We start from the raw sequence: 23,832 nt of genomic DNA, 5'->3' as shown, positions 1-23,832 counted from the left end.
ATCCAGGGGGTTAGAGAACCAGGGGTTTATGAGGGGATTGCGTGCGTTTGAAGGCGTAGCCCGAGGCGCTGAGGCCGTTGACCTGGCGGCTCACGGTGTCGCCCAGGCCATAGCCGTTACCGGCCAGCACCGCGTGGGCGTTGTCGACCGGCAGCAGGATGTAGTCGGTCAGCGGTTCGTCGTGTCGTTGGCCGCGCATCACCAGGAAGCCGTCTTCCAGGCGCACGCTGACACCGCTCAACGGTGCGTCGGGCTCATGGGTGTTGAGCACTTGATACGTGCCGATGGTGTCGGCCCAGGCCAGGGGCAAGGGCGGCGGCTCGATGCGCTCGCCGACGGCAATGCGTTGGCCGTGGCTGCGTGCGGTGAGCATCTGGCGGCCTTGCACCGTGACAACGTCCAACTGGATGCGGCTGAGTTCGCCGAGGTCCTTGAGCCAGAAGCCAAGGACTTTTTTCTGCGCGCGCAACCAGCCTTCGTCGTCGCGCAGCAGCTCGAAATCGAAGCCGGCCAGCTCGCCTGCCAGCCGGCTGTGGCCATCCTTGATGCGAAACACGCCCCAGGCGGTCGCGTAGAACCCGGCCAGGCGCTTGCGGTCGATGGCCGCCGGCACGTGGCGCAACTTGAGGCCATGGCTGGGCGCCTGGCAGTCATCGGCGCAGACTGCCTGGCCGGTTTGTGCCTGCAGCATCAGGCGCAGGGTGTCGGTGGCCAGCGTGGCGACCAGTTCCTCGGCATGGCTGTCATTGGCCATGATGATCACGCCCAGTTGCTGGTCCGGCAGCAGGGTCAACTGTGCAGCAAAATCATCCCCTCCACCGCTGTGCTGGTAGGTGCGTATGGCGGGGCCGACCGGTTCGTCACCGCAGGGCGCGAGGAACCAGGCCAGGCCCATCTGGCAGTCGAAGTCCAGCGCGTTGCCGGTGTTTTGCTGGGTGAACATTTGCTCAATCGAGGCACTGCGCAGCAGCCGCTGATCTTTGTAGATGCCGTGGGCAAACAGCATCTGCAGGTAGCGCGCGAGGTCCTTGGGACTGGTCCACAAACCGCCTGCGGCGAGGTCGCGCACCTGGGCATCGGGGCTGGCAATGCCGTCCTCGTAGCCTTGGGCGCGGTAGTCCTGCGCGCTGCGGGTGCCGATAAACCCCGACTGGTTCATCTCCAGCGGCTTGAGCAGGCTGTGCTGCAACTGGGCTTCGAAGCTGTTGCCGCTGGCGCGTTCGATGGCGGCCCCGACCAGCGCATAAGCAAGGTTGGAATAGGCCACTTGAGAGCCCGGTGGACTGCTCAACCACACGCCGGAGACGCGCATCGGCATCTGGCCCATGGCGAAGTCGCTGCGCAGGTCGCGCAGGTGTTCGCTGGGCAGGCCGGATTGGTGGCTGAGCAACCGCCGCAAGGTGATATCGCGGTCGGCGGCGGCCGGGTCGGCATGAAAGCGCGAACGCACATGGAACTCGCGCAGGGTCTGCTGGATCGGGGCATCCAGGGCCAGCCGCTGTTGCTCGACCAGTTGCAAGGCTGCCGTGGCGGTCAGCAGTTTGGAAATGCCGCCGGCGCGAAACGCCGTGTTCGGCGTGACCGGCACGCCCCGCGCCTTGTCGGCCAGGCCGAAGCCGCGCGCCCAGATCAGTTCCTGGCCATTGACCAGGGCAATCGAGAGGCCGGCCACATTGTCGCGCGCCATGTCGCGCGGGATACGCGCCTGCAGGTAGCGAATGACGGCGCCGTAGTCACCCTTGGGAATCGGCGGCGGGGCCGGCGATTGCCCTTGGCAACCGAGACTGCCGAGCAGGCAACCCAACAGCGGAATACCGCGCAATGTGCGAAACATGAAGAGCACCCGGATGGCCGTTTGGATGCTCGAATGCTAGGGAAGCGCGGTCCGACAATCTTTGCGAGCTTTGTCGGGAAACTGTCAAAGACTGTTAACGGGTCAACCCCAGGCGCTCATGCCATTGGGCGATGGATTCCTCGGGGTATTCCTCGAACTGCAGGTCGCCCTTGCGCACGCTGACCTCGACCCAGGGCGCCTTCGAACCGAGCATCAGGTGCGTGTGTTGCGGCGGTACCGGCAAGGGCGTGTCGATGGCCGAGGCGAACGGGTGGATCAGTTCCGGCCATTCCGGGCTGAACAGCCACAGGGCGCTGCCGCACTGCGAGCAGAAGTGCCGCTCGGCGGTGCTGGCGTGGGCGCGACTGGCGCCCTCGGGCTTGAGCCGCGCGTGATAGATCGAAATCTGTTTGCGGCCTTGGACCTTCAAGCTCTGGGTGTCCCCGGCAAGGTTGATCGCGTAGCCGCCACCGCCTTGGGTCTTGCGGCAGATCGAGCAATAGCAACGCTGATAAGGGTAGGGGTGGGCACTGTTCAGGCTGAACGTCACGGCGCCGCAATGGCAGGATCCTTCGAGTTGCATGGGGCGTCTCCTCTGGCAAGGTGACTGCTGAGCTTAGGCGCTCTGCGGCATCAGCGTGGCAATCAATGCACGAATGGTCCCCGGCAGTGCTTCCAGCTCGCGTACCAGGATGCTGCGCTCGCGAATCGCCCAGGGCTCATCCAGCTTCACCGCCACCAACTGCATGGTGCGACTGTGCCGCACGGCGGCCGACTCGGGAATGATGCCGATCCCGACCCCGGCCTCGACCATCCGGCAGATCGCCTCGAAGCTCGACACCTGGATGCGCAGCGACAAATGTTTGCCCAGGCGTTCCACGTGCTCACGCAGGAAACTCAACAACGTGCTGCCTTCATGCAGGCCGATATGCTGGTAGGCGAGCGTTTGCTCCAGGGTCACCGAGGGCAACTGCGCCAGCGGGTGGTCGACCGGTACCATCAGCACCAGTTCATCGGTGCTGAAGTGCAGCACCTGCAGACCCGCGGCCTCCACGGGGCCGGCGATGATGCCCATGTCGCTGGTGCCATCAAGCACGCCGCGCACGATATCGCGGGACAGGCGTTCCTGCAGGTCCACGGTCACACCGGGGCGCTGCGACAGGAAACCCGCGAGTACCTCCGGGAGGAACTCGGTGACCGCCGTGGTGTTGGCGAAGATGCGGATATGCCCGGCAGAATCGACGCCGTACTGGGTGAACTCACTCTTCAGGTAGTCGACCTGGCGCATGATCAACCGCGCATGGTGCAGCAGCCGTTCGCCCGCCGGGGTGATCTCCACGCCACGGCTGTCGCGGTACAGCAGGCGCGTGTCGAGTTGGCCCTCCAGGGCTTTGATCCGCGCACTCGCGGCAGCCGGCGAGAGAAACGCACGCTTGGCGCCCTGGGTCAGGCTGGGGGATTCGGCGATATGGATAAACAGGCGCAGGTCGGCGAGATCAAAGTGCATGCAAGACACCTATTCGGGCAATGGTGATGGCAACTGGGCGCTGGCAAGCCAGCGCCTACAAGGAACACGCTTGTAATTGAGGCTGGCGTTCAGCATAACCGAACGCTGGTTTATTGAAATGCAAATTCTCAGAACGGGCACGCGCTTGCATGATCCGGGGCAGACACTCACTGCCCGAGGACCTGCACCCGATGAGCGCCACTGATTGGATCGGCCGAAGCGAAACCGCCCACGATCACCTGAGCCCCAACCTGCTCAGGCGAATCGCCGCCACCTTCGGCGAACCCGTGCCAGAGCAGGGTGCTGACCTGCCACCGTTGTGGCAATGGTGCTTTTTCCAGGACCCGCTGCCGGAGACTGCCCTGGGCACCGACGGCCATCCGGCCCGGGGCGGTTTCCTGCCGCCGGCCGACAATCGCAATCGCATGTGGGCCGGTGGGCGTATCGAGTTCCTGCACGCCTTGCGTGCCGGTGAGGCGGCGACGCGCGTGTCGACCATCACCCAGGTCGAAGAAAAGACCGGCCGCACCGGTTCGCTGCTGTTCGTTACCGTGCGCCACGACTACTCCCAGGACGGCCGCCTGGCCATCCGCGAAGAACAGGACATCGTCTACCGCGAACCGACGCCACCCAAGGCCGGCAGCGGCGATGCCCTGGCCCGGGGCGAGTGGAAAGAGGCGGTCGACCCGACGCCGACCCTGCTGTTTCGCTACAGCGCCGTGACCTTCAACGGCCATCGCATTCACTACGACTACCCCTACGTCACCGGCACCGAAGGCTATGCCGGGCTGGTGGTGCATGGTCCGCTGATCGCCACCTTGAGCTTGCGAGCCTTTTGCCGTGCGCATCCGGACGCGACCTTGCGCCATTTTGCCTATCGCGGCGTACGCCCGTTGATTGCGCCGCAGCCGTTTGAAGTCGGCGGGCGCGTGACCGCAGAGGGTGTCGCCGCGCTATGGGCGGGCAATGCGGACGGCCTCGCGCAGACCGCCGAAGTACGTTTCGAATAATCCAAGAACAACAGGCGGAGAGCCGTGACATGCACCCCAATGACAACGAAGAACTGAATGCTATCCGCGACGGTGTGCGCGCCTTGTGCGCCGAATTCGACGCCGCTTACTGGCGCAAGATCGATGAAGAAAAGGGCTTCCCCGAAGCCTTCGTCAAGGCGCTGACCGACGCCGGCTGGCTGTCGGCAATGATCCCTGAAGAATACGGGGGCTCCGGCCTGGGCCTGGCGGAAGCCTCGGTGATCCTCGAGGAGGTCAACCGCTGCGGCGGCAACTCCGGCACCGTGCACGGCCAGATGTACAACATGTTCACCTTGCTGCGACACGGCAGCGAGGCGCAAAAACGCTTCTACCTGCCCAAGCTCGCCAGCGGCGAATTGCGCCTGCAGTCGATGGGCGTGACCGAGCCCACCACCGGCACCGACACCACCAAGATCAAGACCACCGCGATCAAGCGCGGCGACAAATACGTGATCAATGGCCAGAAGGTCTGGATCTCGCGGGTGCAGCATTCCGACCTGATGATCCTCTTGGCGCGCACCACGCCCCTGGCCGAGGTGAAGAAAAAGTCCGAGGGCATGTCGATCTTTCTGGTCGATCTGCGCGAGGCCATCGGCAACGGCCTGACCGTGCAGCCCATCGCCAACATGGTCAACCACGAGACCAATGAGCTGTTTTTCGACAACCTGGAACTGCCCCTCGATAGCCTGATTGGCGAGGAGGGCAAGGGCTTCAAATACATTCTCGACGGCCTCAACGCCGAGCGCACGCTGATCGCCGCCGAATGCATCGGCGACGGCCGCTGGTTCATCGAAAAGGCCAGTGCGTATGCCCGCGACCGCGTGGTGTTTGGCCGGCCCATCGGGCAGAACCAGGGCGTGCAATTCCCGATTGCCGAAGCGCATATCGAAATCGAAGCGGCCGACCTGATGCGCTGGCGCGCCTGCGAGGAATACGACAGCGGCCAGAACGCCGGGGCCAGCGCCAATATGGCCAAGTACCTGGCGGCCAAGGCGTCCTGGGAGGCGGCCAACGCCTGCCTGCAAACCCACGGCGGCTTCGGTTTTGCCTGCGAGTACGACGTCGAGCGCAAATTCCGCGAAACCCGCCTGTACCAGGTGGCGCCGATCTCGACCAACCTGATCCTGTCCTACGTGGCCGAGCACTTGCTCGAACTGCCACGCAGCTTCTGAGGCCCTGACCATGAGCCATACCCAAGCCCTGTGTCGGTTCCTTGCCGAGTTGCACTACGAACACTTGCCCGAGCCGGTGTTGGCGCGCACCGAAGACCTGTTCCTGGATTGGCTGGCGTCGGCGCTGGCCAGCCAGGGCGCACACCCGATTCCGTTGTTCGAGCGCTATGCGCAAAAGATGGGACCGAGCAGCGGCCCGGCGCAGGTGATCGTCAACGGTGGCAGCAGCAGTGCGTATTTCGCCGCGCTGGTCAACGGCGCCGCGTCGCATCTGGTGGAGCAGGACGACCTGCATAACAGCTCGGTGCTGCACCCGGCAACGGTGGTGTTTCCCGCCGCCTTGGCCGCGGCGCAGGACCTCGGCAAATCCGGCCGCGAGTTGCTGCTGGCCGCGGTGGCCGGTTATGAGGCCGGGATCCGCATCGGCGAATTCATGGGCCGTTCCCACTACCGCATCTTCCACACCACGGCCACCGTCGGCACGCTGGCGGCGGCCGTGGCGGTGGGCAAGTTGTTGGCGTTCAACCAAGAACAATTCATCAACCTGCTCGGCAGCGCCGGCACCCAGGCCGCCGGGCTGTGGGAGTTTTTGCGCGACGCCGCCGACTCCAAGCAACTGCACACGGCCAAGGCTGCAGCAGACGGATTGCTCGCCGCTTACCTGACGGCGGATGGGCTGACCGGCGCGCGCAATATCCTGGAAGGCGACCAAGGCCTGGCAGCGGGCATGTCCACGGACGCCGAGCCGAGCAAGTTGTCGGCCGGCCTGGGCCGCCGCTGGGCGCTGCTGGAAACCTCGTTCAAGTTCCACGCCTCGTGCCGGCATACCCATCCTGCCGCCGATGCGCTGTTGGATCTGATGCAGCGCGAAGGCCTCAGCGCCGCCGACATCAGCCACGTGCAAACGCGTGTGCACCAGGGCGCCATCGATGTGCTCGGGCGAGTGAACGTGCCCACCAGCGTGCACCAGGCCAAGTTCTCCATGGGCACCGTGCTGGGATTGATCGCCGTGCATGGCAAGGCCGGGCTCACCGAATTCCACGAACGGGCGTTGACTGATCCTGGCGTGGCGGCGTTTCGCGACAAGGTCAGCATGACCCTCGATCCCGAAGTCGACCGCACCTATCCGCAGCGCTGGCTGGGCCGCGTCACCGTCACCACCGTGGACGGCCGCACGCTGCACGGCGCCATCGATGAGCCCAAGGGCGACCCGGGCAACACCTTGAGTCGCGCGGAACTGGCCGACAAATTCCAGCGCCTCACCCAGTTCAGCGCCGCGCGCACACCGGCCCAGGCCGACGCATTGATCGCCAAGGTCTGGGATTTGCGCAACGCCGCGTCCATGGCCGATTGGCTTTGAGGAAGGAACTGTCATGAGCAACCAACGACCGCTGGACGGCATCACCGTTGTCAGCCTGGAACATGCGATTGCCGCGCCATTCTGTACCCGCCAGCTGGCGGACCTCGGCGCCCGCGTGATCAAGATCGAACGCCCCGGGGCCGGTGATTTTGCCCGTGGCTACGACGAACGCGTGCGTGGGCTGGCCTCGCATTTCGTGTGGACCAACCGCTCCAAGGAAAGCCTGACCCTGGACCTCAAGCAGGACGAGGCCGGCGATATCCTCGAAGCCCTGTTGGCGGATGCCGACGTGCTGGTGCAGAACCTTGCACCCGGTGCGGCGGCGCGCATGGGCTTGTCGTTCGAGGCGCTGCACGAGCGTTTTCCTCGGCTGATCGTCTGCGATATTTCCGGCTATGGCGAAGGCGGGCCCTACGAGAAGAAGAAAGCCTACGACCTGCTGATCCAGAGCGAAGGCGGCTTTTTGTCAGTCACCGGTGGCCCTGGTGAAGAGCAGATGGCCAAGGCTGGTTGCTCCATCGCCGATATCTCCGCCGGCATGTACGCCTACAGCGGCATCCTCTCGGCGCTGCTGCTGCGTGGCAAGACCGGCAAGGGCAGCCGCATTGACGTGAGCATGCTCGAAAGCCTGGTTGAGTGGATGGGCTACCCGATGTATTACGCGTTTGACGGCGCACCGCAGCCACCCCGTGCCGGCGCGGCGCATTCGACGATCTACCCGTATGGGCCGTTTCCCACCGGCGACGGCGGCACGGTGATGCTCGGCCTGCAGAACGAGCGCGAATGGGCGGCGTTCTGCGACAAAGTGCTGCTCACCCCGCAATTGGCCATGGACGAGCGCTTCAGCGCCAACTTCAAGCGCTCGGCCAACCGTGAGGTACTGCGCCAGATCATCGTCGACAGTTTTGCGCAGCTGGATGCCGAGGCGCTGATCCAGCGCCTGGAAGACGCGCAGATCGCCAGTGCGCGCGTCAACGACATGCAAGGTGTGTGGGACCACCCGCAACTCAAGGCGCGCGATCGCTGGCGTGAAGTCGACAGCCCGGCCGGTCCGCTGCCGTCGTTGCTGCCACCGGGGCGCAATGCGGCGTTTACCCCGCGCATGGATGCCGTTCCTGCGTTGGGCCAGCACAGCCAAGCCATTCTCGACCAGCTCGGCTTCAGCGCCAAAGCCATTGAAACCCTGAAAACACGCGGCGTCATTTGACCCCGCACCCTTTGTAGGCGCCGGCGTGCCGGCGATGGCGTCCTTGAGTCTTGGTTTGACCTCTGGGCCGCTATCGCTGGCCAGCCAGCGCCTACCGGGGGGCGATAACAAGGAAATTGTGTGATGCCAAACCCTCTTGTGCGCTCGGCGCTGTTTGTTCCCGGTAGCCGACCGGAGCGCTTTTCCAAAGCGCTGGCCAGTGGTGCCGACGCAGTGATCGTGGATTTTGAAGATGCGGTGGAAGAACCCCTCAAGCGCCAGGCGCGGGATAACCTCGCGGCGTTTTTGACCGCCAATCCCAGCGCCCAGGTCTGGGTGCGCATCAACGCGCCGGAGCATGCCGAGCACTTCGAAGATGTGGCGTTCTGCAAAGCCCATGCAAATGTGGCCGGCGTGTTGTTGCCGAAGGTGGAAAGTGCCGCCCAGGTCGCCGTGGTAGCCGCCACCGGGAAAGTGATCTGGCCGATTATCGAGAGTGCGCGCGGTTTGTTGGCGGTGGCTGAAATCGCCCGTGCGCCGCAGGTGCAACGCCTGTCGTTCGGTGGCCTGGACCTGGCGCTGGACTTGAACCTGAGCAGCCATTCGCCGGCCGCGCAGTTCGCCCTCGACCAGGCGCGCCTGGCGTTGATCGTGCATTCGCGCGCGGCGGGTTTGGTGGCGCCGCTGGATGGCGTGCACCCGGCCATCGATGACCCCGAGGGCCTGCGCCGTTCGATCCGGCATGCGTATGAAATGGGCTTTGCCGGCGCGCTGTGCATTCATCCCCGGCAGGTGGCAGTGATCCACGAGGCGCTGGCGCCGAGCGCGGCAGACCTGGCCTGGGCCAAGCGCGTGGTAGACGGCGGCGCCGACGGGGCAGGGGCCTATCAAGTCGATGGGCAGATGGTCGATGCGCCGGTGCTGTTGCGTGCGCAGCGACTGCTGGCTGCGCATAAATAACTCACACAACCCCAGCTGCAGGCGCCGGCCAGCCAGCGCCCAGATTGGATCTCCGTTGTGTGCCGGAGCCGCGTTCGTCCACGCCGAACGCAGGTATCTAAAATTCGAAATTCACTACACGCATGACATCAGGCACCTTGCCCTACAACACAACAATAAAAAGGTGATTTCCCATGCTCAAGCTTTCCCGGGCGCTGCTGTGCGCCGCCACCTTGTTCGCTGCGGGCCTGGCCCAGGCGGCGGATCCGATTGTCATCAAGTTCGCCCACGTGGTCGCCGAAAACACTCCCAAGGGCCAGGGCGCGTTGCTGTTCAAGAAACTCGCCGAAGAACGCCTGCCGGGCAAGGTCAAGGTCGAGGTGTACCCCAACTCGTCGCTGTTCGGCGATGGCAAGGAGATGGAGGCGCTGCTGCTGGGCGACGTGCAGATGCTGGCGCCGTCGCTGGCCAAGTTCGAGCAATACACCAAGCAAGTGCAGATCTATGACCTGCCGTTCCTGTTCAACGATCTCGCTGCCGTCGACCGTTTCCAGGCTGCCCAGGGCAAGGCCCTGCTGACCTCGATGCAGGACAAGAACATCCTCGGCCTGGCCTATTGGCACAACGGCCTCAAGCAACTCTCGTCCAACAAGGCCCTGCATGAACCCAAGGACGCCCGTGGCCTGAAGTTCCGCGTGCAGGCCTCCAGTGTGCTTGAAGAGCAGTTCAAGGCGATCCGCGCCAACCCGCGCAAGATGAGCTTCGCCGAGGTGTACCAGGGCTTGCAGACCGGCACCGTGAATGGCACCGAGAACACCTGGTCGAACTATGAGAGCCAGAAGGTCAACGAGGTGCAGAAGTACTTCACCGAGTCCAATCATGGCCTGATCGACTACATGGTGATCACCAACGCCACTTTCTGGAACGGCCTGCCGCCGGACATCCGCAGCACGCTGGAGCAGATCATGGTCGAGGTCACCGTCGAGGTGAACAAACAGGCCGAGGCGCTGAACCAGTCGGCCAAGCAGAAGATCGTCGACGCCAAGACCAGCGAGATCATCGAGCTGACCCCCGAGCAACGCCAGCTGTGGCGCGAAGCCATGCGTCCGGTGTGGCAGAAGTTCGAGGGTGAGATCGGGGCTGACCTGATCAAGGCAGCCGACGCTTCCAACCAGTAATTGATTGCTGAAACAAACCCGACTCCTGTGGGAGCGGGCTTGCCCGCGATGGCATCACCTCGGTGTTCCTCAAAGACCGAGTCGCCCGCATCGCAGGCAAGCCAGCTCCCACATTGATCCGGTTTCGTCAGTGACTTGTCGTGAATACCCCCGTCCAGTTTCGCGAGGTTTTGCCATGCAAACGCTAAGGCGCGTCTGGGAGCACCTGGAGGAAGGCTTTATTGCCTTCCTGCTGGCCGCCATGACCCTGGTGACGTTCGTCTACGTCATGCTCAACAACATCTACACGCTGTTCTTCTCCCTGGCCGACAAGTGGGCCTTGAGCAGCAATTTCTTCAATGCCCTGGGCGACCACACCATGACCTGGGCCCAGGACATGACCTGGAGCGTGGCGCTGACCAAGGCGATGTTCGGCTGGTTGATCTTCTTTGGCATTTCCTACGGCGTGCGCACCGCCGGCCATCTGGGTGTGGACGCCTTGGTCAAGCTGACCAAGCGCCCGGTGCAACGCGTGCTCGGGATGCTCGCGTGCCTGTGCTGCCTGGCCTACGCCGGGCTGTTCATGGTCGCCAGCTACAAGTGGGTCAGCGCGGTGATGACGGCCCATATCGGCGCCGAGGACCTCGACCAGTACGGCGTCGACGTCGGCGACATCGTGATCATCGTGCCGATCGGCTTTGCCCTGGTGTTTATCCGCTACCTGGAAATTTTCTACCGCATCTTTACCCACCGTCAGGTCGGGTTGGGCCTGGCCGACGAGGCCGGTGAGGCCAGCAAGTTGGCTGGCAGCCATGAGGAGCGTCACTGATGGCCGTGCTCTGTCTATTCCTGCTGTTGTTCGTGTTCATGTTCCTCGGCGTGCCCATCGCGATTTCCCTGGGCCTGTCCGGCGCGGTGTCGATCCTGATGTTCAGCCAGGACTCGGTGAGTTCGCTGGCGATCAAACTGTTCGAAACCTCGGACGCCTACACCTTCCTGGCAATTCCGTTCTTCCTGCTGTCCGGTGCATTCATGACCACGGGCGGTGTGGCGCAGCGCCTGATCGACTTCGCCAACGCCTGTGTCGGGCATATTCGTGGCGGGCTGGCGATTGCGGCGGTGCTGGCGTGCATGCTGTTCGCAGCGCTGTCCGGCTCGTCACCGGCGACGGTGGCAGCGGTGGGCTCGATTGCCGTGGCGGGAATGGTGCGCTCCGGTTACCCGAAGGAATTCGGCGCGGGGATCATCTGCAACGCCGGCACCCTGGGTATCCTGATTCCGCCGTCGATCGTGATGGTGGTGTACTCGGCGGCGACGGAAACCTCGGTGGGCAAGCTGTTCATGGCCGGGGTGGTTCCCGGCCTGCTGCTGGGGCTGATGCTGATGGTCGCGATCTACATTGTCGCGCGCATCAAGAAGCTGCCGGCGCAACCGCGCGCGACCTTTCGTGAGTGGCTGACCTGCGCACGCCGTGCATTCTGGGGCCTGTTGCTGCTGGTGATTATCCTCGGCGGCATCTACAGCGGCATGTTCACCCCGACCGAAGCGGCGGCGGTGGCGGCGGTGTACTCGGCGTTTGTCGCGCTGTTCATCTACAAGGACATGACGTTTCGCGACTGCCCCAAGGTGCTGCTGGAGTCCGGGCGCCTGGCGATCATGCTGATGTTCATCATCGCCAACGCCATGCTCTTTGCGCATGTGCTGACCACCGAGCAGATCCCGCAGGAAATCACCGCGTGGGTGATCTCCGAAGGGCTGACGCCGATCGGCTTTCTGATCATGGTCAATATTGTGTTGCTGGTGGCGGGGAGCTTCATGGAGCCGTCGGCGATTGTGCTGATCCTGGCGCCGATCTTTTTCCCGATTGCGATGAAGCTGGGCATTGACCCGATTCACCTGGGGATCGTGATGGTGGTCAACATGGAAATCGGCCTGGTCCACCCACCGGTCGGGTTGAACCTGTTCGTGACCTCGGCGGTGACCGGCCTGAGCCTCGGGCAGACGATTCGCGCGGCGTTGCCGTGGCTGATGATCCTGCTGGTGTTCCTGATCATGGTCACGTACCTGCCGTTCATCTCACTGGCGTTGCCACACTGGCTGGGCATGTAACCCGGGAAAACACTGCAATACCCTGTGGGAGCCGGGCGAGTCGCACCGCCGCTCCCACAGTTCAGTTTTATGTCGGATCTCAGTTATCCATCGCGCTCAAAAGCGCATGCGCGACTTTCACGCGCTCACCATTCGGGTAGTTCTTGTTCGCCAGGATCACCACCCCCAGCCCCTTGCTCGGTACGTAGGCCACATAGGCGCCAAAGCCATTGGTGGAACCGGTCTTGTTCACCCACGTATCGGCGTGCGGCGCTCGTGGCGGGGTCAGCCAGTTGACCGGGTGCGGCTGCATGGCCATTTTTGTGGAGTTACCGTCGAGCAATACCTGAAGCGGGACCGGGTAGGGGTACATTTCCCAGCCGAGCCCCTGGGTCATGCCGTCCACGGTGTAATAGCCGGTGTGAGTGGCGCCTATCGCCTGCTGCAAGGTTTTACTCAGGCGTGTCGGGTGCATGTTCACTTCAACGTAGTGCAGCAGGTCAGCGGCACTGGTCTTGATCCCGTAGGCTTCGCTGTCCAGGGCGCCGGGGCTGACGCGTACCGGTTTGCCGTCCTTGCCATAGCCTTGGGCGTAGAGGCTCATTTGGCTTTTCGGCACGTTGATGAAGGTGTGCTTGAGACCGAGTTGGGGCAGCAGGGTTTTTTCCATCAGTTGATCGAACGGCTGCTTCAGGCTTTGTGCCGCGAGGTAGCCGAACAGGCCCAGGCTCGGGTTGGAGTACAAACGCTGGGTGCCAGGCGCGAAGTCGGGTTTCCAGTGCTGGAAGTAGCTGAGCATGCGCTGGTTGTTATCCGCCTCGGCGGGGAACAGCAAGGGCAGGCCGCCAGCGGTGTAGGTGCCGAGGTTGAGCACGCTGACGTGATCGAACGTGCCGCCGGCGAGTGCGGGCAAATAGTGGCTGGCTTTGTCGGAGAGCGTGAGTGTGCCGCTGGCCACCGCATAACCGGCGAGGGTCGCGGCGAAAGTCTTGCTCACCGAACCGACTTCAAACAGGGTGTCTTCACTGACGGCTTGCTGCGTGTCTTTGCTGGCGACGCCGTAGTTAAAGTATTGCGCCTTGCCGTCCTTGATCACGCCGACGACCAGGCCGGAAATAGACTGCTGCTGCATCAGGGGTTTGATGCTGGCGTCGGCTACGGCCTGCAGGTCGGCGGCGGCCAGGCAGTGGCTGGCACTGAAAAAGGCCGCGATGGCGGTGAAATTAAGCACGCCAGACCGTAAATGTTTGGGCATGATAACGCTTCCATGAGAATGATCGATTGATGAGAGCCTGCGCGGGCGAGGCAAATGTATGCAGTTCGCTAACCTTGGGCAAACGATGATATCTCGCAGCAGCCATTAGAAATTCTGGGGTCAATATGCTTCGCTCCCATCTGCCGCTGAATGCCTTGCGCGCCTTCGAAGCCGCCGCCCGGCACCTGAGCTTTACCCGCGCCGCCATCGAACTGTGCGTGACCCAAGCGGCGGTCAGCCATCAGGTCAAGAGCCTCGAGGCGCAGCTCAATGTCACCTTGTTCAAGCGCCTGCCACGCGGGCTGATGCTCACCCGCGAAGGCGAGACCCTGCTGCCGGTGGTGCGTGAATCGTTCGACCGCATTGCACATACCTTAGGCCAGTTCGAGGGCGGGCATTACCGCGAGGTCCTCACGGTCGGCGCGGTCGGCACCTTTGCCGTCGGCTGGCTGCTGCCACGCCTGCCGGACTTCCAGAGCCGCTACCCGTTTATCGACCTGCGCCTGTCGACCCACAACAACCGCGTCGACGTAGCTGCCGAAGGCCTGGATTACGCGATCCGCTTCGGCGCCGGTGCCTGGCACGGCACCGATGCATGCCAACTGCTCGAAGCCCCCTTGACCGTGTTGTGCGTCCCGCAGATCGCCGAGCAACTGCACGCGCCGGCCGACCTGTTGAAGCACACGCTGCTGCGCTCCTACCGCGCCGATGAGTGGAACCTGTGGTTCCAGGCCGCCGGGCTGCCCGCCGACACCCTGGTACCGCGCAGCATTGTGTTCGACTCGTCGCTGGCGATGATGGAGGCGGCGCTGCAAGGCATCGGCGTGGCACTGGCACCGGCGATGATGTTCTCGCGGCAACTGGAGAGTGATGCGATTCGCCAGCCGTTCGCGGTGGGCATTACCACGGGCAGTTATTGGTTGACGCGTTTGCAGTCGCGGGCTGAAACACCGGCGATGGCGGCGTTCAAGGCATGGTTGTGCGAAGTGCCTGATCACTGAAGTTGGGTCGACCTGTGGTGAGGGGCTTGTCCTGTGGCAAGGGCTTTGTCCTGTGGTGATGGGGCTAGTCTTGTGGTGATGGCGCTAGTCCTGTGGTGATGGGGCTAGTCCTGTGTGATGGGGCTAGTCCTCTGGTGATGGGGCTACTCTTGTGGTCATGGGGCTTGTCCTGTGGTGAGGGGGCTTGTCCTGTGGCGAGGGGGCTTGTCCCCCGTTGGAGTGCGAAGCGCTCCCGCTTTTTTGGGGCCGCTTCGCAGCCCAACGGGGGACAAGCCCCTCACCACAGGACAAGCCCTTCTACCCAGAACAAGTCCCCATGCCACAGGACAACCCTTCTGCCCAGAACAAGCGCCCTTGCCATAGGACAACCCCTCTGCCCAGGACAACCCCCCCCCACAGTATTTGTGCTGTCCTTGGTGTCACGCCTCATGCGATTCTCACCCTTGGCCCAAAGGCTTATCACAAGGAGCCTCGATGCAAACTTCCGGCGTGGACATCCGTCAACTCAAGGCCTTTGTGGTGGTGGCCGAGGAGCTCAGTTTTGTGCGCGCCGCGACTCGCCTGCATGTCTCGCAACCGGCGCTGTCCCAGACGATCCGCCAGTTCGAGGCGCTGCTGGATGTGCAGCTGTTCCAGCGCAACACCCGCAACGTCGCACTGACCGCGGCGGGCTTGGCGTTGCTGGTGGAAGCGCGAGACATCGTCAACGGTGTCAGTCGCCTGGTGCGCACCGCCCAGGAACATGCACGCGGGGTACGCGGTTCCCTGAATATCGGTTTCTTGATCGGCGCGGGTGTTGACCTGATGCCACAGATCCTCAGCGTGTTCGCCAGGCGTTATCCCGAGATTGAACTGGTGGTGCGTGAATACGATTTCGCTTCGCCCCACGCCGGCATCGACGACGGCATGGACGTCGCGGTGTTGCGCCCGCCGCTGGGCCTGGCGGAGATCGAGTTGCACACGCTGGTCACCGAGCCGTGCGTGGCCTGCCTGGCGTCCGGGCATCGCTTGGCCGGGGAGAGTCGCGTGAGCATTCATGACCTGCTCGACGAGCCGATCATCGCCGCGCCGGGCAGCGGTGTATGGCGCAGCTACTGGACCGCCGACGCCTATCGCAATGGCCAGCCGGCGCGCATCGTGCACGAAGCCTCGACGGTGGAAACCGAATTGCAGGCAGTCGCCGCCGAGCGCGGCATCAGCATCACCGCGCTGTCCACGGCACGCTTCTACGCGCGGCCGGGGCTGGCGTTTCCGGTGATCGCTGATATGCCGATGTGCGCCGTCGCGGTGGCCTTGCCGCCACATCCCAGCGTGGCCGCGCGCAACTTTGCCGAATTGGCGCTGGAAGTCGCCCGCAGCCGGGGCTAGTCAGGACAGGTCGTGCAGCGACTTGCCGTTGGGCGCGCCCACCTGCCATTCGGAAAACCGCACCTGCAGCCCTGCGCGTTCCGGTGTGCAGCAGTAGGGGCCCACCTGGTAGGACGCGGCGACCGGGAAGGGCGCCAGGCGCACCAGCGGCCAGTGCACGCCGTCCACCGACACTTGCACCCGCAGCACGCCATTGGCCACCGTGGCGCGAATCCAGAATGCCTGCGGGTCACCGGGAAAGACACCAGTGGCCCAGTCCGAGACCTCGTCGGTCAGCACGCTGCTGAGCAGCGTCACGCCATCCGACAGCTCGGCGCCGATCTTCACCCAATGCGCTTCATCCACCCGCACCATCAAGCCGGCCTGGTCGTAAAGCTCGGCGAAGGCACCTTCGACTTTCACCTGGGCGGTGAATGCGCCGGCGGTTTGCACATGCAGGAAGTGGCCGTTGTCGCGGACAAATCCATAGTGGGTTGCACGCCAGAAGTCAGTGTGGGCATCGGTGACGACGGTCAGGTGGTCAGCCTGCCGCGTCCATTGTTGCGGCGGGTTGAGCCAGGTGGCCTGTGCAAACATCGGTCAATCTCCTTGAGGGTGACAACACAAAACCCCGCGTACGGGGTTTTATGCAGGGCCTGGTGCGGGTTAGTGGTCCAGCAATTTGCTGCTCGGCCCGGCACTGCCATTGTTGAGGCGCGTGCGCAGCGAGAACAGCCACCACAGCACACCGACGCCCAGTGTAACGCCGGTGGTGAGGGCGCCGGTGTGGCTTTCTTCGGGCACGCTGAGGGTGAGGATTACCGCGATGGCCCAGGCGCCGCCCAGCAGGATCATCGGCAGCAGCCAGCGGCCGAGGCTGAAGACGCCCTCGGGCGCGCCGGGCATGCGTCCGCTGCGGTAGGCCAGGAACGCCGCGATCAGCGTCAGCAGGTAGGTGCAGTAGTAGGTCAGCCCGACCATCGAGTAGATCGCGGTGACAAACCCGCCGCTCGCCAGATTGAGCAGCACGGCAATGGCGGTGATCAGCACGATGGCGGCCACCGGCGTGCCGAAGTGCGGGTTGATCTTCGCCAGCACCTTGGAGCCCGGCAGCATGTTGTCGCGCGACAGGGCGAAGGTCATGCGCGTGGCCACCGCCATATTGGCGATCAGGCACGCGAGGATCGACGCGAACGCGATCACGATCATGCCCACCCCCGCTGCGTTGCCCAGTTGCAGGCGCACGATATTGATCACCGGGTTTTCGCTGTGGCTGAGCAGGTCGCTGACCGAGCCGGGGATGGCAATGCTCAGCAGCGCGAACACCACGAAGCCCAGCACGCTGGACACCAGCACCGCACGGATCATCGCCCGGGGCGCCGCGCGGCGTGGGTCCTTGGTTTCTTCGGAAAGGTCCGCCGCGCCTTCCCAGCCCAGCAGCACCGATACCGGCAGCAGGGTCGCGAGGGCGAGGGTGGTGAAGCTGATCTCGCCACCGCTGACCGGTTGCGCCGAGGTCAGGATCGCCACGCCCTGGGTGTGCTCGAAGAAGAACAGCACTCCCAGGAACAAGGCAATGGCCAGCAGCACCGTGCCGATGATTTCGATGATCGCGCCGATGTCATTGATCCGCGTGGCGAGGCGAATCCCGCAGATGTTCAGCAGGCCCACCACCAGCGTGGCGCCGATACTCAGGCCCTGGATCTGGCCTTGCGTGGGATTGGCCCAGATCTCCGGCGCGAACACCGTGCCGATCGCCGCCGAGGTGGCGGCGGTGCCGGCGACAAACGAGGTGAACGCCACCCAGCCGGTGAACCAGCCGAAGTGATTGCCGGCCAGGCGGCTCGACCATTGATAGGCGTAGCCGGTCAGCGGAATGCGCCCGGCCAGGTGGCAGTAGACCATGACGATGCAGCACACCAACGGGATCACCAGCAGCCACAGGAGGATGCCAATACCGCCGACCCGGTTGAACGGGTCGGCAAACAGCGTGACCACGCCGGTGTTGATCGAGACCATGGAAAAGGCCAGCGCAAACGAGGTGAAGGCACTCATGGTGCGGTGCATTTTTTGCTCGTAGCCGAGGCTCGCCAGGTCGGCATCGTCGCCGGACAGCGGTGCCTGCGCATTCGGTGGGGCGGTCACCGGGGTGTCGACAATCGTGCTCATGACCGTTGCTCCTCGAGGATGCCGATGACGTCGTCCAGCACATCCAGGGCCTTGGCCAGCAGCGGGCGCTCGATGTCCAGCGGCGGCTTGACCTTGATCAGGTTACCAAGGCCGGCGTAGCGGCTCTCGCCGAACAATACGCCGCGTTCCACCCCAAGGCGATACACCTCCTGGGATTCACGGCACGCCGGCTCCTTGGTGGTGCGATCCTTGACCAGCTCGATGGACGCCATCAGGCCCGGGCAGCGCACATCGCCGATCAGCGGATGGCGGTTCTGCATCTCCTTGAGCCGCGCGGTGATGTAGTCGCCGGAATCGCGCGCCTTCTCGCACAGGTTGTCGGCGACGATGGCCTCCACGGCCGCGTAGCCGGCGGCCAGCGAGACCGGGAAGTGGCCGAAGGTCAGTGCTTCTTCGCCTTCGTCGAACCACTTGAGCTTGTCATCGGCGAGGATCCCGGCCAGCGGGAAGCCACCGCCCACGCCCTTGCCGAACACAATGATGTCGGGCAGTACGTCGTAATAGTCCGCGGCCCACATGGTGCCCATGCGCCCGAACCCGGTTTGCACTTCATCGAAAATCAACAGCACGCCGAGGCGATCACAGATTTCGCGCACGCCCTTGTAGTACGAACGCGGGAACTCGATATGCCCGCCATTGCCCTGGATCGGCTCCATCATCACCGCCGCCACGCCGCCGTCGACGCCCTTGAGGATGGTGTCTTCGAGCAGGCCGAGGCACAGCTGGGATTCGGTTTCCGGGTCCAGGCCCAAGCGGGTGCGGTAGGGGTTGGGGTGCGGCACGCGGGTGAAGCGTGGCTGGATCGCCAGGAACGGGTTGTTCGGGTGCGGCCAGCTGGCGCCGAGCGTGGCCAGGGAACGGCCGTGGTAACCGTCCTGCAGCACCAGCAGGTTCTGCGCGCCGGGGCGGTTCTTGAACGCCAGCTTCATCGCCATTTCACCGGCGAGGCTGCCATGCAGGGCGAAACCCATCTGGTTGAGGGAGGCCGGCGAGACTTCGCGCAACTTGGCCACCAGCCGGGTGTGGGCCGGCGAGCCGAAGTTGGGGCGGATGTGGGTCATGTCGCGCAGTTGCGCGATCGCCGCCTCCACGACGCGAGGGTCATTGGCCCCCAGGTTGTTCGACCACGCCTGGGCGGTGCAGTCGATGTATTCCTTGCCTTGGTCGTCCCATACCAGCGAGCCACGGGCCTTGACCAGATTGATCTTGGCGGACGCCTGGGGTGCGGTGTTCATCACGTCATTCATCTGCGTTATCTCTTTTATTAGGGCGGCAGTGTTTGTGGATGTGTGCAGTTAGGGTTATGACTCGCTGCATCGAGTGAGACCGATGCTAGCGCGCAGGGGACGGCGATTAGAAAGACCGATTGGGGTGGGATTGTTTGGTGTGGCTTATGAATGGTGGCGGCGTTATGCCATTTATTTTTGAAACATAATGAAACATTCTCCCGGGGACGAGGCTCTACCGCTACACCTGCACTGAGTTCTTCCATGAAAATACCGCGTCCCTCCGCCCGCATGCCGCACCTCACCCAATTGCGCAACCTGAAGATGGCGCGCTCAGCCCACGCCTATGTGCGCGGCAGCACCGTGCAGTTCTACGAGTGGCTGCACAGCCAGATGGGCAGGCGCCTGCCGCAGGGGCCGGCCATCTGGATCTGCGGCGATTGCCACGCCGGCAATCTGGGCCCGACCGGCGATACCAAGGGCCGCATCGACATGCATATCCGCGACCTGGACCAGGCGGTGATCGGCAACCCGGCCCATGACCTGGTGCGCCTGGCCCTGTCCCTGGCCACCGCCGCACGGGGCTCGGACCTGCCCGGAGTGACCACCGCGCGCATGCTCGAAGAAATGATGATCGGCTACGAACAGGCGTTCAAGGACAAGCCCGACGAGGCGCCGCCGCGTCCGTCCCAGGTCAAGGCCGGGATGCGCAGCGCAGTGGCGCGCACCTGGAAGAATCTTGCGCGTGAGCGCATTGAAAATGCGCGGCCGACGATTCCACTCGGCAAGCATTTCTGGTCGTTGTCGCGCGCCGAAAAAACCGCGCTGGAAAGCGTCTGCGCCTCCGATGAAATCCACCAGTTGGTCACCTCGCTCAAAGGGCGGCCCAAGGATGCCAAGGTTGAGTTGCTGGACTCGGCCTATTGGGTCAAGGGCTGCAGTTCGCTGGGCCTGCTGCGTTACGCGGCGTTGCTGGGGGTGGGGGACAAGGACGACCAGGAATATTGCCTGATCGATATCAAGGAAGCCGTCGGCGCCGCAGCACCGCGTGCGGCACGTGCCAAGATGCCGCGGGATAACGGGCGTCGGGTGGTGGAGGGCGCGCGCCAGCTGTCACCGAGCCTGGGCGAACGCATGGTGGCGACGCGGTTTCTCGACCATGGGTTTTTTATCCGGGAACTGCTGCCCCAGGACATGAAGCTGGAGCTGGATGAGTTGAGCGAGACCGATGCGATGCATGCCGCCGGCTACCTGGCGCGGGTCGTCGGCATCGCGCATGCCCGGCAGATGGACCGTGACGCGCGCAAGGACTGGATGGCAGTGTTGCAGGAGAATCGCTCCAAGCAGCTGGATGCACCGTCCTGGTTATGGACCAGTGTGGTGCAACTGGTGGGGAGCCATGAGCAGGGCTATCTCAACCATTGCCGGCGCTACGCACTGGAACATTGATCTCTTGCAGGCGCCGGCTTGCTCGGCGATCGCGGTCTGCCTGACACACCGTGATCGCCGGCCATGGCGTGGTCAGGCCAGGTATTTGTTGAACCAGCCCAGTGTGCGTTCCCACGCCAGGTTCGCCGCCGCCTCGTCATAACGCGGCGTCGAATCATTGTGGAAACCGTGGTTGGCGCCCTTGTAGATATAGGCTTCGTACGTAGTGCCGGCCGCCTTCAACGCCTGCTCATAGGCCGGCCAACCCGCGTTGATCCGCGTGTCCAACTCGCCGTAGTGCAGCATGATCGGTGCCTTGATGCGCGGCACGTCCTTGGCCTCCGGCTGGCGCCCATAGAACGACACCGCCGCGCCCAGTTCCGGGTAGGCGACTGCGGCCGCATTGGTCACGCCGCCGCCGTAGCAGAAGCCGGTGATGCCGACTTTGCCGGTGCTGCTGTCGTGGTGCATCAGCCATTCGATGGCGGCGAAGAAGTCGTTCATCAGCTTGGTCGGGTCGACTTTCTGCTGCAATTCCACGCCTTTTTCATCGTTGCCGGGGTAGCCGCCGACCGAGGTCAGGCCATCCGGCGCGAGCGCGATAAACCCGGCCTTGGCCAAGCGCCGCGCGACGTCTTCGATATAGGGATTGAGGCCACGGTTTTCGTGCACGACCACCACCGCTGGCAACTTGCCGGCGGCTTTTGCCGGGCGCACCAGGTAGCCGCGCACGTTGCCATTGCCCTTGGGCGAGGGGTAGGTGATGTAGTCGGCGACGATGTCCGGGTCGGTGAACTTCACTTGCTCGGCCAACGCATAGTTGGGGCTCAGGGCGGCGAGCAGGGCGGAGGCGGTGAGGCCGCCGAAGGTGAACAGCGCGGCGCGGTCGAGGAATTCACGGCGGTTGATCTTGCCGTGGGCGTAGCCGTCGTAGAGTTCCAGCAGTTCGGGGGCAAAGTCTTTCGCGGTGAGACGAGTCATCGGTGCAATCCTCGATTAGCGGTGACAGACACTGTAGACCAGCCTCAGTCTGCGCGGCCATGGGCGGCGGCGGCCAATTGACCGGTGTCGACCCGCACGAACAGCGAGTCGCCGATGGCCGTGAGCACGTCGCCGGCGTAGACCTCGCAGACCACGCGGGTCTTACGTCCCACCTCGCCCTCGACGCGGGCGCGCAAGGTCAGCGTCACGCCCATCGGCGTGGGCTTGATGAATTTGATCCCCAGGTTGCCGGTCACGCAGTCGATGCGCGGCAGGCTGCCGGGCTCGCGGTGTTCGGTGCGGTAGTGATAGGCCATGGCGGTCCAGTTGGAATGGCAGTCCACCAGCATCGCGATCAGGCCGCCGTAGACCAGGTCGGGCCAGCCGCTGTATTGGGCGTCGGGCAGGTGCTCGGCGACCACGTGGACGCCGTCGGCATCCCAGCGGCTCTTGATGTGCAAGCCGTGTGGGTTGCTGCTGCCGCAGCCGTAACAGATGCCTTGCGGCGCGGTGATGTCCTGTAGCGAAGGGGAGTGCATGCAACGTCCTTATTATTCTGGGGCGACTACTCTATTTAGCAGGGCGCGCGCCGGATGGGAATAAATCCGTGGCATGAGGTGTTAGCTCAGTACTGTGTCCTGTCCTCTTGCGGAGCGTTGCATGAAGCCTTTCATTTACCTGGCTGTCCTCCTCGGTGTTTGCGCCAGCGCCCAGGCGGTGGAGTACACGGACGTCAACCGCACCGCCAGCCAGATCAGCTTTACCTACCAGCAATTGGGGCAGAGCGTGTATGGCACCTTCGGTGATTTCGAGGGCACGCTGAGCTTTGACACGCAAAAGCCCGAGGCCGGGCATGCGTTGCTGAAGATCCAGTTGGCGAGCATCGACGCCGGCAGCCCCGACGCCAACGACGAGCTGCAACGCGCATCCTGGTTCGACACTGCGACTTACCCGGTGGGTGTGTATGAATCCACCGCCGTCACGCCCCTGGGAGGTAACCGCTTCAAGATCAGTGGCAACCTGACAATCAAGGGCACCACGCGCCAGGTGGAGGTCGACGTGGTGCTCAAGGAGCAAGGCGGCATTGGCGTGTTCGACGGCAAATTCATCCTCAAGCGCAGCGATTTCAAGATCGGCGAGGGTGAGTGGGCCGGCAACAGCGTGGTCTCCGACGGCATCGACATCAAGTTCAAGATGGTCGCGCCACAGCGCTAGCGGGCGAAGCGCTTGGCGCCTGCGACGCAACCGATCACCGCCAGCGTCACCAGCACCATGCCCAGGCTCACCTGTTCATGCAGCAGTCCCGCCGCCAGCGCCAGGCCGAAGAACGGCTGCAGCAGTTGCAACTGGCCGACGGCGGCGATGCCACCCTGGGCCAGCCCGCGGTACCAGAACACGAAGCCGATCAACATGCTGAACAGCGCCACATAACCCAGGCTCAACCAGGCCGGCAGGCTGATCCCGCTCAAGGTCGACGGCGCCAGCAGCAGGCTCAGCGGCGCCACCACCGGCAGCGCCACCACCAGCGCCCAGCAGATCACCTGCCAACCGCCGAGGCTGCGCGACAAGGTGGCGCCCTCGGCATACCCCAGGCCGCACACCAGCACGGCCAGCAGCATCAGCAGGTCACCCGCCGGGGCGGCGCTCAAGCCCTGGGCCACGGCATAGCCCATCACCAGCACACTGCCGAGGACCGAAAACAGCCAGAACACCGGGCGGGGTCGCTCGCCACCGCGCAGCACGCCGAACACCGCCGTGGCCAAAGGCAGCAGGCCGATAAACACGATGGAGTGCGCCGAGGTCACGTATTGCAGTGCCAGGGCCGTGAGCAAAGGGAAGCCGATCACCACGCCCAGCGAGACGACCGCCAGGGGCGCCCATTGGTGGCGCGCAGGGCGTTTCTCCTTGAACAGCCGGAGCAACAGCAGGCCCAGCACGGCGGCAATGGTGGCGCGCAGCAGGGTCAGGAACACCGGGTCGAATTCCATCACCGCCAGGCGCGTGGCCGGCAGCGAGCCGCTGAAAATCACCACGCCGATAAAGCCGTTGATCCAGCCTTGGGTACGGGTGTCCAGGTTGCTGAAGGGGGTTGTGCGTTCCATGAGGGGTATCCAAGAAAACTGCGGTTGC

At 63.9% G+C, this 23,832-nt stretch carries 22 protein-coding genes; 12 read left to right on the top strand and 10 right to left on the bottom strand.

Annotated elements, in window-relative coordinates; translation table 11 throughout:
- Positions 1-10: 10 nt before the first annotated feature.
- From JFU04_RS16015 to JFU04_RS16005, 3 genes are all read right to left on the bottom strand, one after another.
- Complete coding sequence (locus tag JFU04_RS16015; protein ID WP_201144880.1) at positions 11-1,834, bottom strand: serine hydrolase domain-containing protein; 1,824 nt, start codon at positions 1,832-1,834, stop codon at positions 11-13.
- 94 nt (positions 1,835-1,928) lie between these two features.
- Positions 1,929-2,417 (bottom strand): GFA family protein, encoded by a 489-nt coding sequence (locus tag JFU04_RS16010; RefSeq protein ID WP_106803643.1) that lies wholly within the window; start codon positions 2,415-2,417, stop codon positions 1,929-1,931.
- A gap of 33 nt (positions 2,418-2,450) precedes the next feature.
- On the bottom strand, positions 2,451-3,341 hold the full coding sequence (locus JFU04_RS16005; RefSeq protein ID WP_065907961.1) for a LysR family transcriptional regulator: 891 nt from the start codon (positions 3,339-3,341) through the stop codon (positions 2,451-2,453).
- Positions 3,342-3,532: 191 nt separating this feature from the next.
- Here JFU04_RS16005 and JFU04_RS16000 point away from each other — a divergent pair, with 191 nt between their 5' ends.
- From JFU04_RS16000 to dctM, 8 genes are all read left to right on the top strand, one after another.
- A complete protein-coding gene (locus tag JFU04_RS16000) occupies positions 3,533-4,351 on the top strand; it encodes an FAS1-like dehydratase domain-containing protein (protein WP_201144878.1) in 819 nt (272 codons plus the stop codon).
- 29 nt (positions 4,352-4,380) lie between these two features.
- Complete coding sequence (locus JFU04_RS15995; protein ID WP_106803645.1) at positions 4,381-5,544, top strand: acyl-CoA dehydrogenase family protein; 1,164 nt, start codon at positions 4,381-4,383, stop codon at positions 5,542-5,544.
- A 10-nt stretch (positions 5,545-5,554) separates the two neighbouring features.
- The gene (locus JFU04_RS15990) at positions 5,555-6,904 is read left to right on the top strand and encodes an MmgE/PrpD family protein (protein WP_201144876.1); all 1,350 of its coding nucleotides are present in this window, start codon (positions 5,555-5,557) and stop codon (positions 6,902-6,904) included.
- A 13-nt stretch (positions 6,905-6,917) separates the two neighbouring features.
- Complete coding sequence (locus JFU04_RS15985) at positions 6,918-8,111, top strand: CaiB/BaiF CoA transferase family protein (RefSeq protein ID WP_201144874.1); 1,194 nt, start codon at positions 6,918-6,920, stop codon at positions 8,109-8,111.
- A 123-nt stretch (positions 8,112-8,234) separates the two neighbouring features.
- Positions 8,235-9,050, top strand: a complete 816-nt coding sequence (locus JFU04_RS15980) for an HpcH/HpaI aldolase/citrate lyase family protein (protein WP_201144872.1) — start codon at positions 8,235-8,237, stop codon at positions 9,048-9,050.
- A gap of 173 nt (positions 9,051-9,223) precedes the next feature.
- A complete protein-coding gene (locus JFU04_RS15975; RefSeq protein ID WP_065907969.1) occupies positions 9,224-10,207 on the top strand; it encodes a TRAP transporter substrate-binding protein in 984 nt (327 codons plus the stop codon).
- A 175-nt stretch (positions 10,208-10,382) separates the two neighbouring features.
- The gene (locus JFU04_RS15970; RefSeq protein WP_065907970.1) at positions 10,383-11,015 is read left to right on the top strand and encodes a TRAP transporter small permease; all 633 of its coding nucleotides are present in this window, start codon (positions 10,383-10,385) and stop codon (positions 11,013-11,015) included.
- Positions 11,015-12,295 (top strand): C4-dicarboxylate TRAP transporter large permease protein DctM, encoded by a 1,281-nt coding sequence (gene dctM, locus JFU04_RS15965; protein ID WP_201144870.1) that lies wholly within the window; start codon positions 11,015-11,017, stop codon positions 12,293-12,295. The genes JFU04_RS15970 and dctM overlap by 1 nt, the downstream gene beginning before the upstream one ends.
- Before the next feature lie 79 nt (positions 12,296-12,374).
- Here dctM and ampC read toward each other — a convergent pair whose 3' ends face one another.
- Complete coding sequence (ampC, locus tag JFU04_RS15960; RefSeq protein WP_201144868.1) at positions 12,375-13,529, bottom strand: class C beta-lactamase; 1,155 nt, start codon at positions 13,527-13,529, stop codon at positions 12,375-12,377.
- A gap of 125 nt (positions 13,530-13,654) precedes the next feature.
- On the opposite strand from ampC, the gene JFU04_RS15955 reads away from it, so the two are divergent.
- Both JFU04_RS15955 and JFU04_RS15950 read left to right on the top strand, forming a co-directional pair.
- Positions 13,655-14,530, top strand: a complete 876-nt coding sequence (locus JFU04_RS15955) for a LysR substrate-binding domain-containing protein (protein ID WP_106803651.1) — start codon at positions 13,655-13,657, stop codon at positions 14,528-14,530.
- A gap of 474 nt (positions 14,531-15,004) precedes the next feature.
- Positions 15,005-15,898 carry a LysR family transcriptional regulator gene (locus JFU04_RS15950; RefSeq protein ID WP_201144866.1) on the top strand — a complete coding sequence of 298 codons (894 nt, stop codon included), beginning with the start codon at positions 15,005-15,007 and terminating at the stop codon, positions 15,896-15,898.
- Here the strand turns inward: JFU04_RS15950 and JFU04_RS15945 are convergent, their stop codons facing one another.
- The 3 genes from JFU04_RS15945 to JFU04_RS15935 form a co-directional block, all read right to left on the bottom strand.
- Positions 15,899-16,474, bottom strand: coding sequence for a DUF1349 domain-containing protein (locus JFU04_RS15945; RefSeq protein ID WP_201144864.1), 576 nt, complete (start codon positions 16,472-16,474; stop codon positions 15,899-15,901).
- A 69-nt stretch (positions 16,475-16,543) separates the two neighbouring features.
- Positions 16,544-18,046 carry an APC family permease gene (locus JFU04_RS15940; protein WP_065907977.1) on the bottom strand — a complete coding sequence of 501 codons (1,503 nt, stop codon included), beginning with the start codon at positions 18,044-18,046 and terminating at the stop codon, positions 16,544-16,546.
- A complete protein-coding gene (locus JFU04_RS15935) occupies positions 18,043-19,314 on the bottom strand; it encodes an aspartate aminotransferase family protein (protein WP_201144862.1) in 1,272 nt (423 codons plus the stop codon). The genes JFU04_RS15940 and JFU04_RS15935 overlap by 4 nt, the downstream gene beginning before the upstream one ends.
- A 243-nt stretch (positions 19,315-19,557) precedes the next feature.
- Here JFU04_RS15935 and JFU04_RS15930 point away from each other — a divergent pair, with 243 nt between their 5' ends.
- The gene (locus JFU04_RS15930) at positions 19,558-20,742 is read left to right on the top strand and encodes a DUF2252 domain-containing protein (RefSeq protein ID WP_201144860.1); all 1,185 of its coding nucleotides are present in this window, start codon (positions 19,558-19,560) and stop codon (positions 20,740-20,742) included.
- A gap of 72 nt (positions 20,743-20,814) precedes the next feature.
- Here JFU04_RS15930 and yghX read toward each other — a convergent pair whose 3' ends face one another.
- Together yghX and JFU04_RS15920 are read right to left on the bottom strand one after the other, a co-directional pair.
- Entirely contained in the window at positions 20,815-21,702 is an 888-nt protein-coding gene (gene yghX, locus JFU04_RS15925; RefSeq protein ID WP_201144858.1) for a YghX family hydrolase, read from the bottom strand.
- A gap of 44 nt (positions 21,703-21,746) precedes the next feature.
- Positions 21,747-22,241 carry a PaaI family thioesterase gene (locus JFU04_RS15920; protein ID WP_120448794.1) on the bottom strand — a complete coding sequence of 165 codons (495 nt, stop codon included), beginning with the start codon at positions 22,239-22,241 and terminating at the stop codon, positions 21,747-21,749.
- Between the two features lie 121 nt (positions 22,242-22,362).
- Here JFU04_RS15920 and JFU04_RS15915 point away from each other — a divergent pair, with 121 nt between their 5' ends.
- Positions 22,363-22,917 carry a YceI family protein gene (locus tag JFU04_RS15915; protein ID WP_106803656.1) on the top strand — a complete coding sequence of 185 codons (555 nt, stop codon included), beginning with the start codon at positions 22,363-22,365 and terminating at the stop codon, positions 22,915-22,917.
- On the opposite strand, the gene JFU04_RS15910 is transcribed toward JFU04_RS15915, so the two are convergent.
- Positions 22,914-23,804 (bottom strand): DMT family transporter, encoded by an 891-nt coding sequence (locus JFU04_RS15910; RefSeq protein ID WP_065907988.1) that lies wholly within the window; start codon positions 23,802-23,804, stop codon positions 22,914-22,916. The two genes, JFU04_RS15915 and JFU04_RS15910, sit on opposite strands and share 4 nt — an antisense overlap.
- Positions 23,805-23,832: the final 28 nt, after the last annotated feature.

The organism is Pseudomonas sp. TH21, assembly GCF_016651025.1.
GTDB lineage: Bacteria > Pseudomonadota > Gammaproteobacteria > Pseudomonadales > Pseudomonadaceae > Aquipseudomonas > Aquipseudomonas aylmerensis.
Note: the sequence above shows the minus strand (reverse complement) of the source record. Positions and strands in the feature narration are given on the sequence as shown.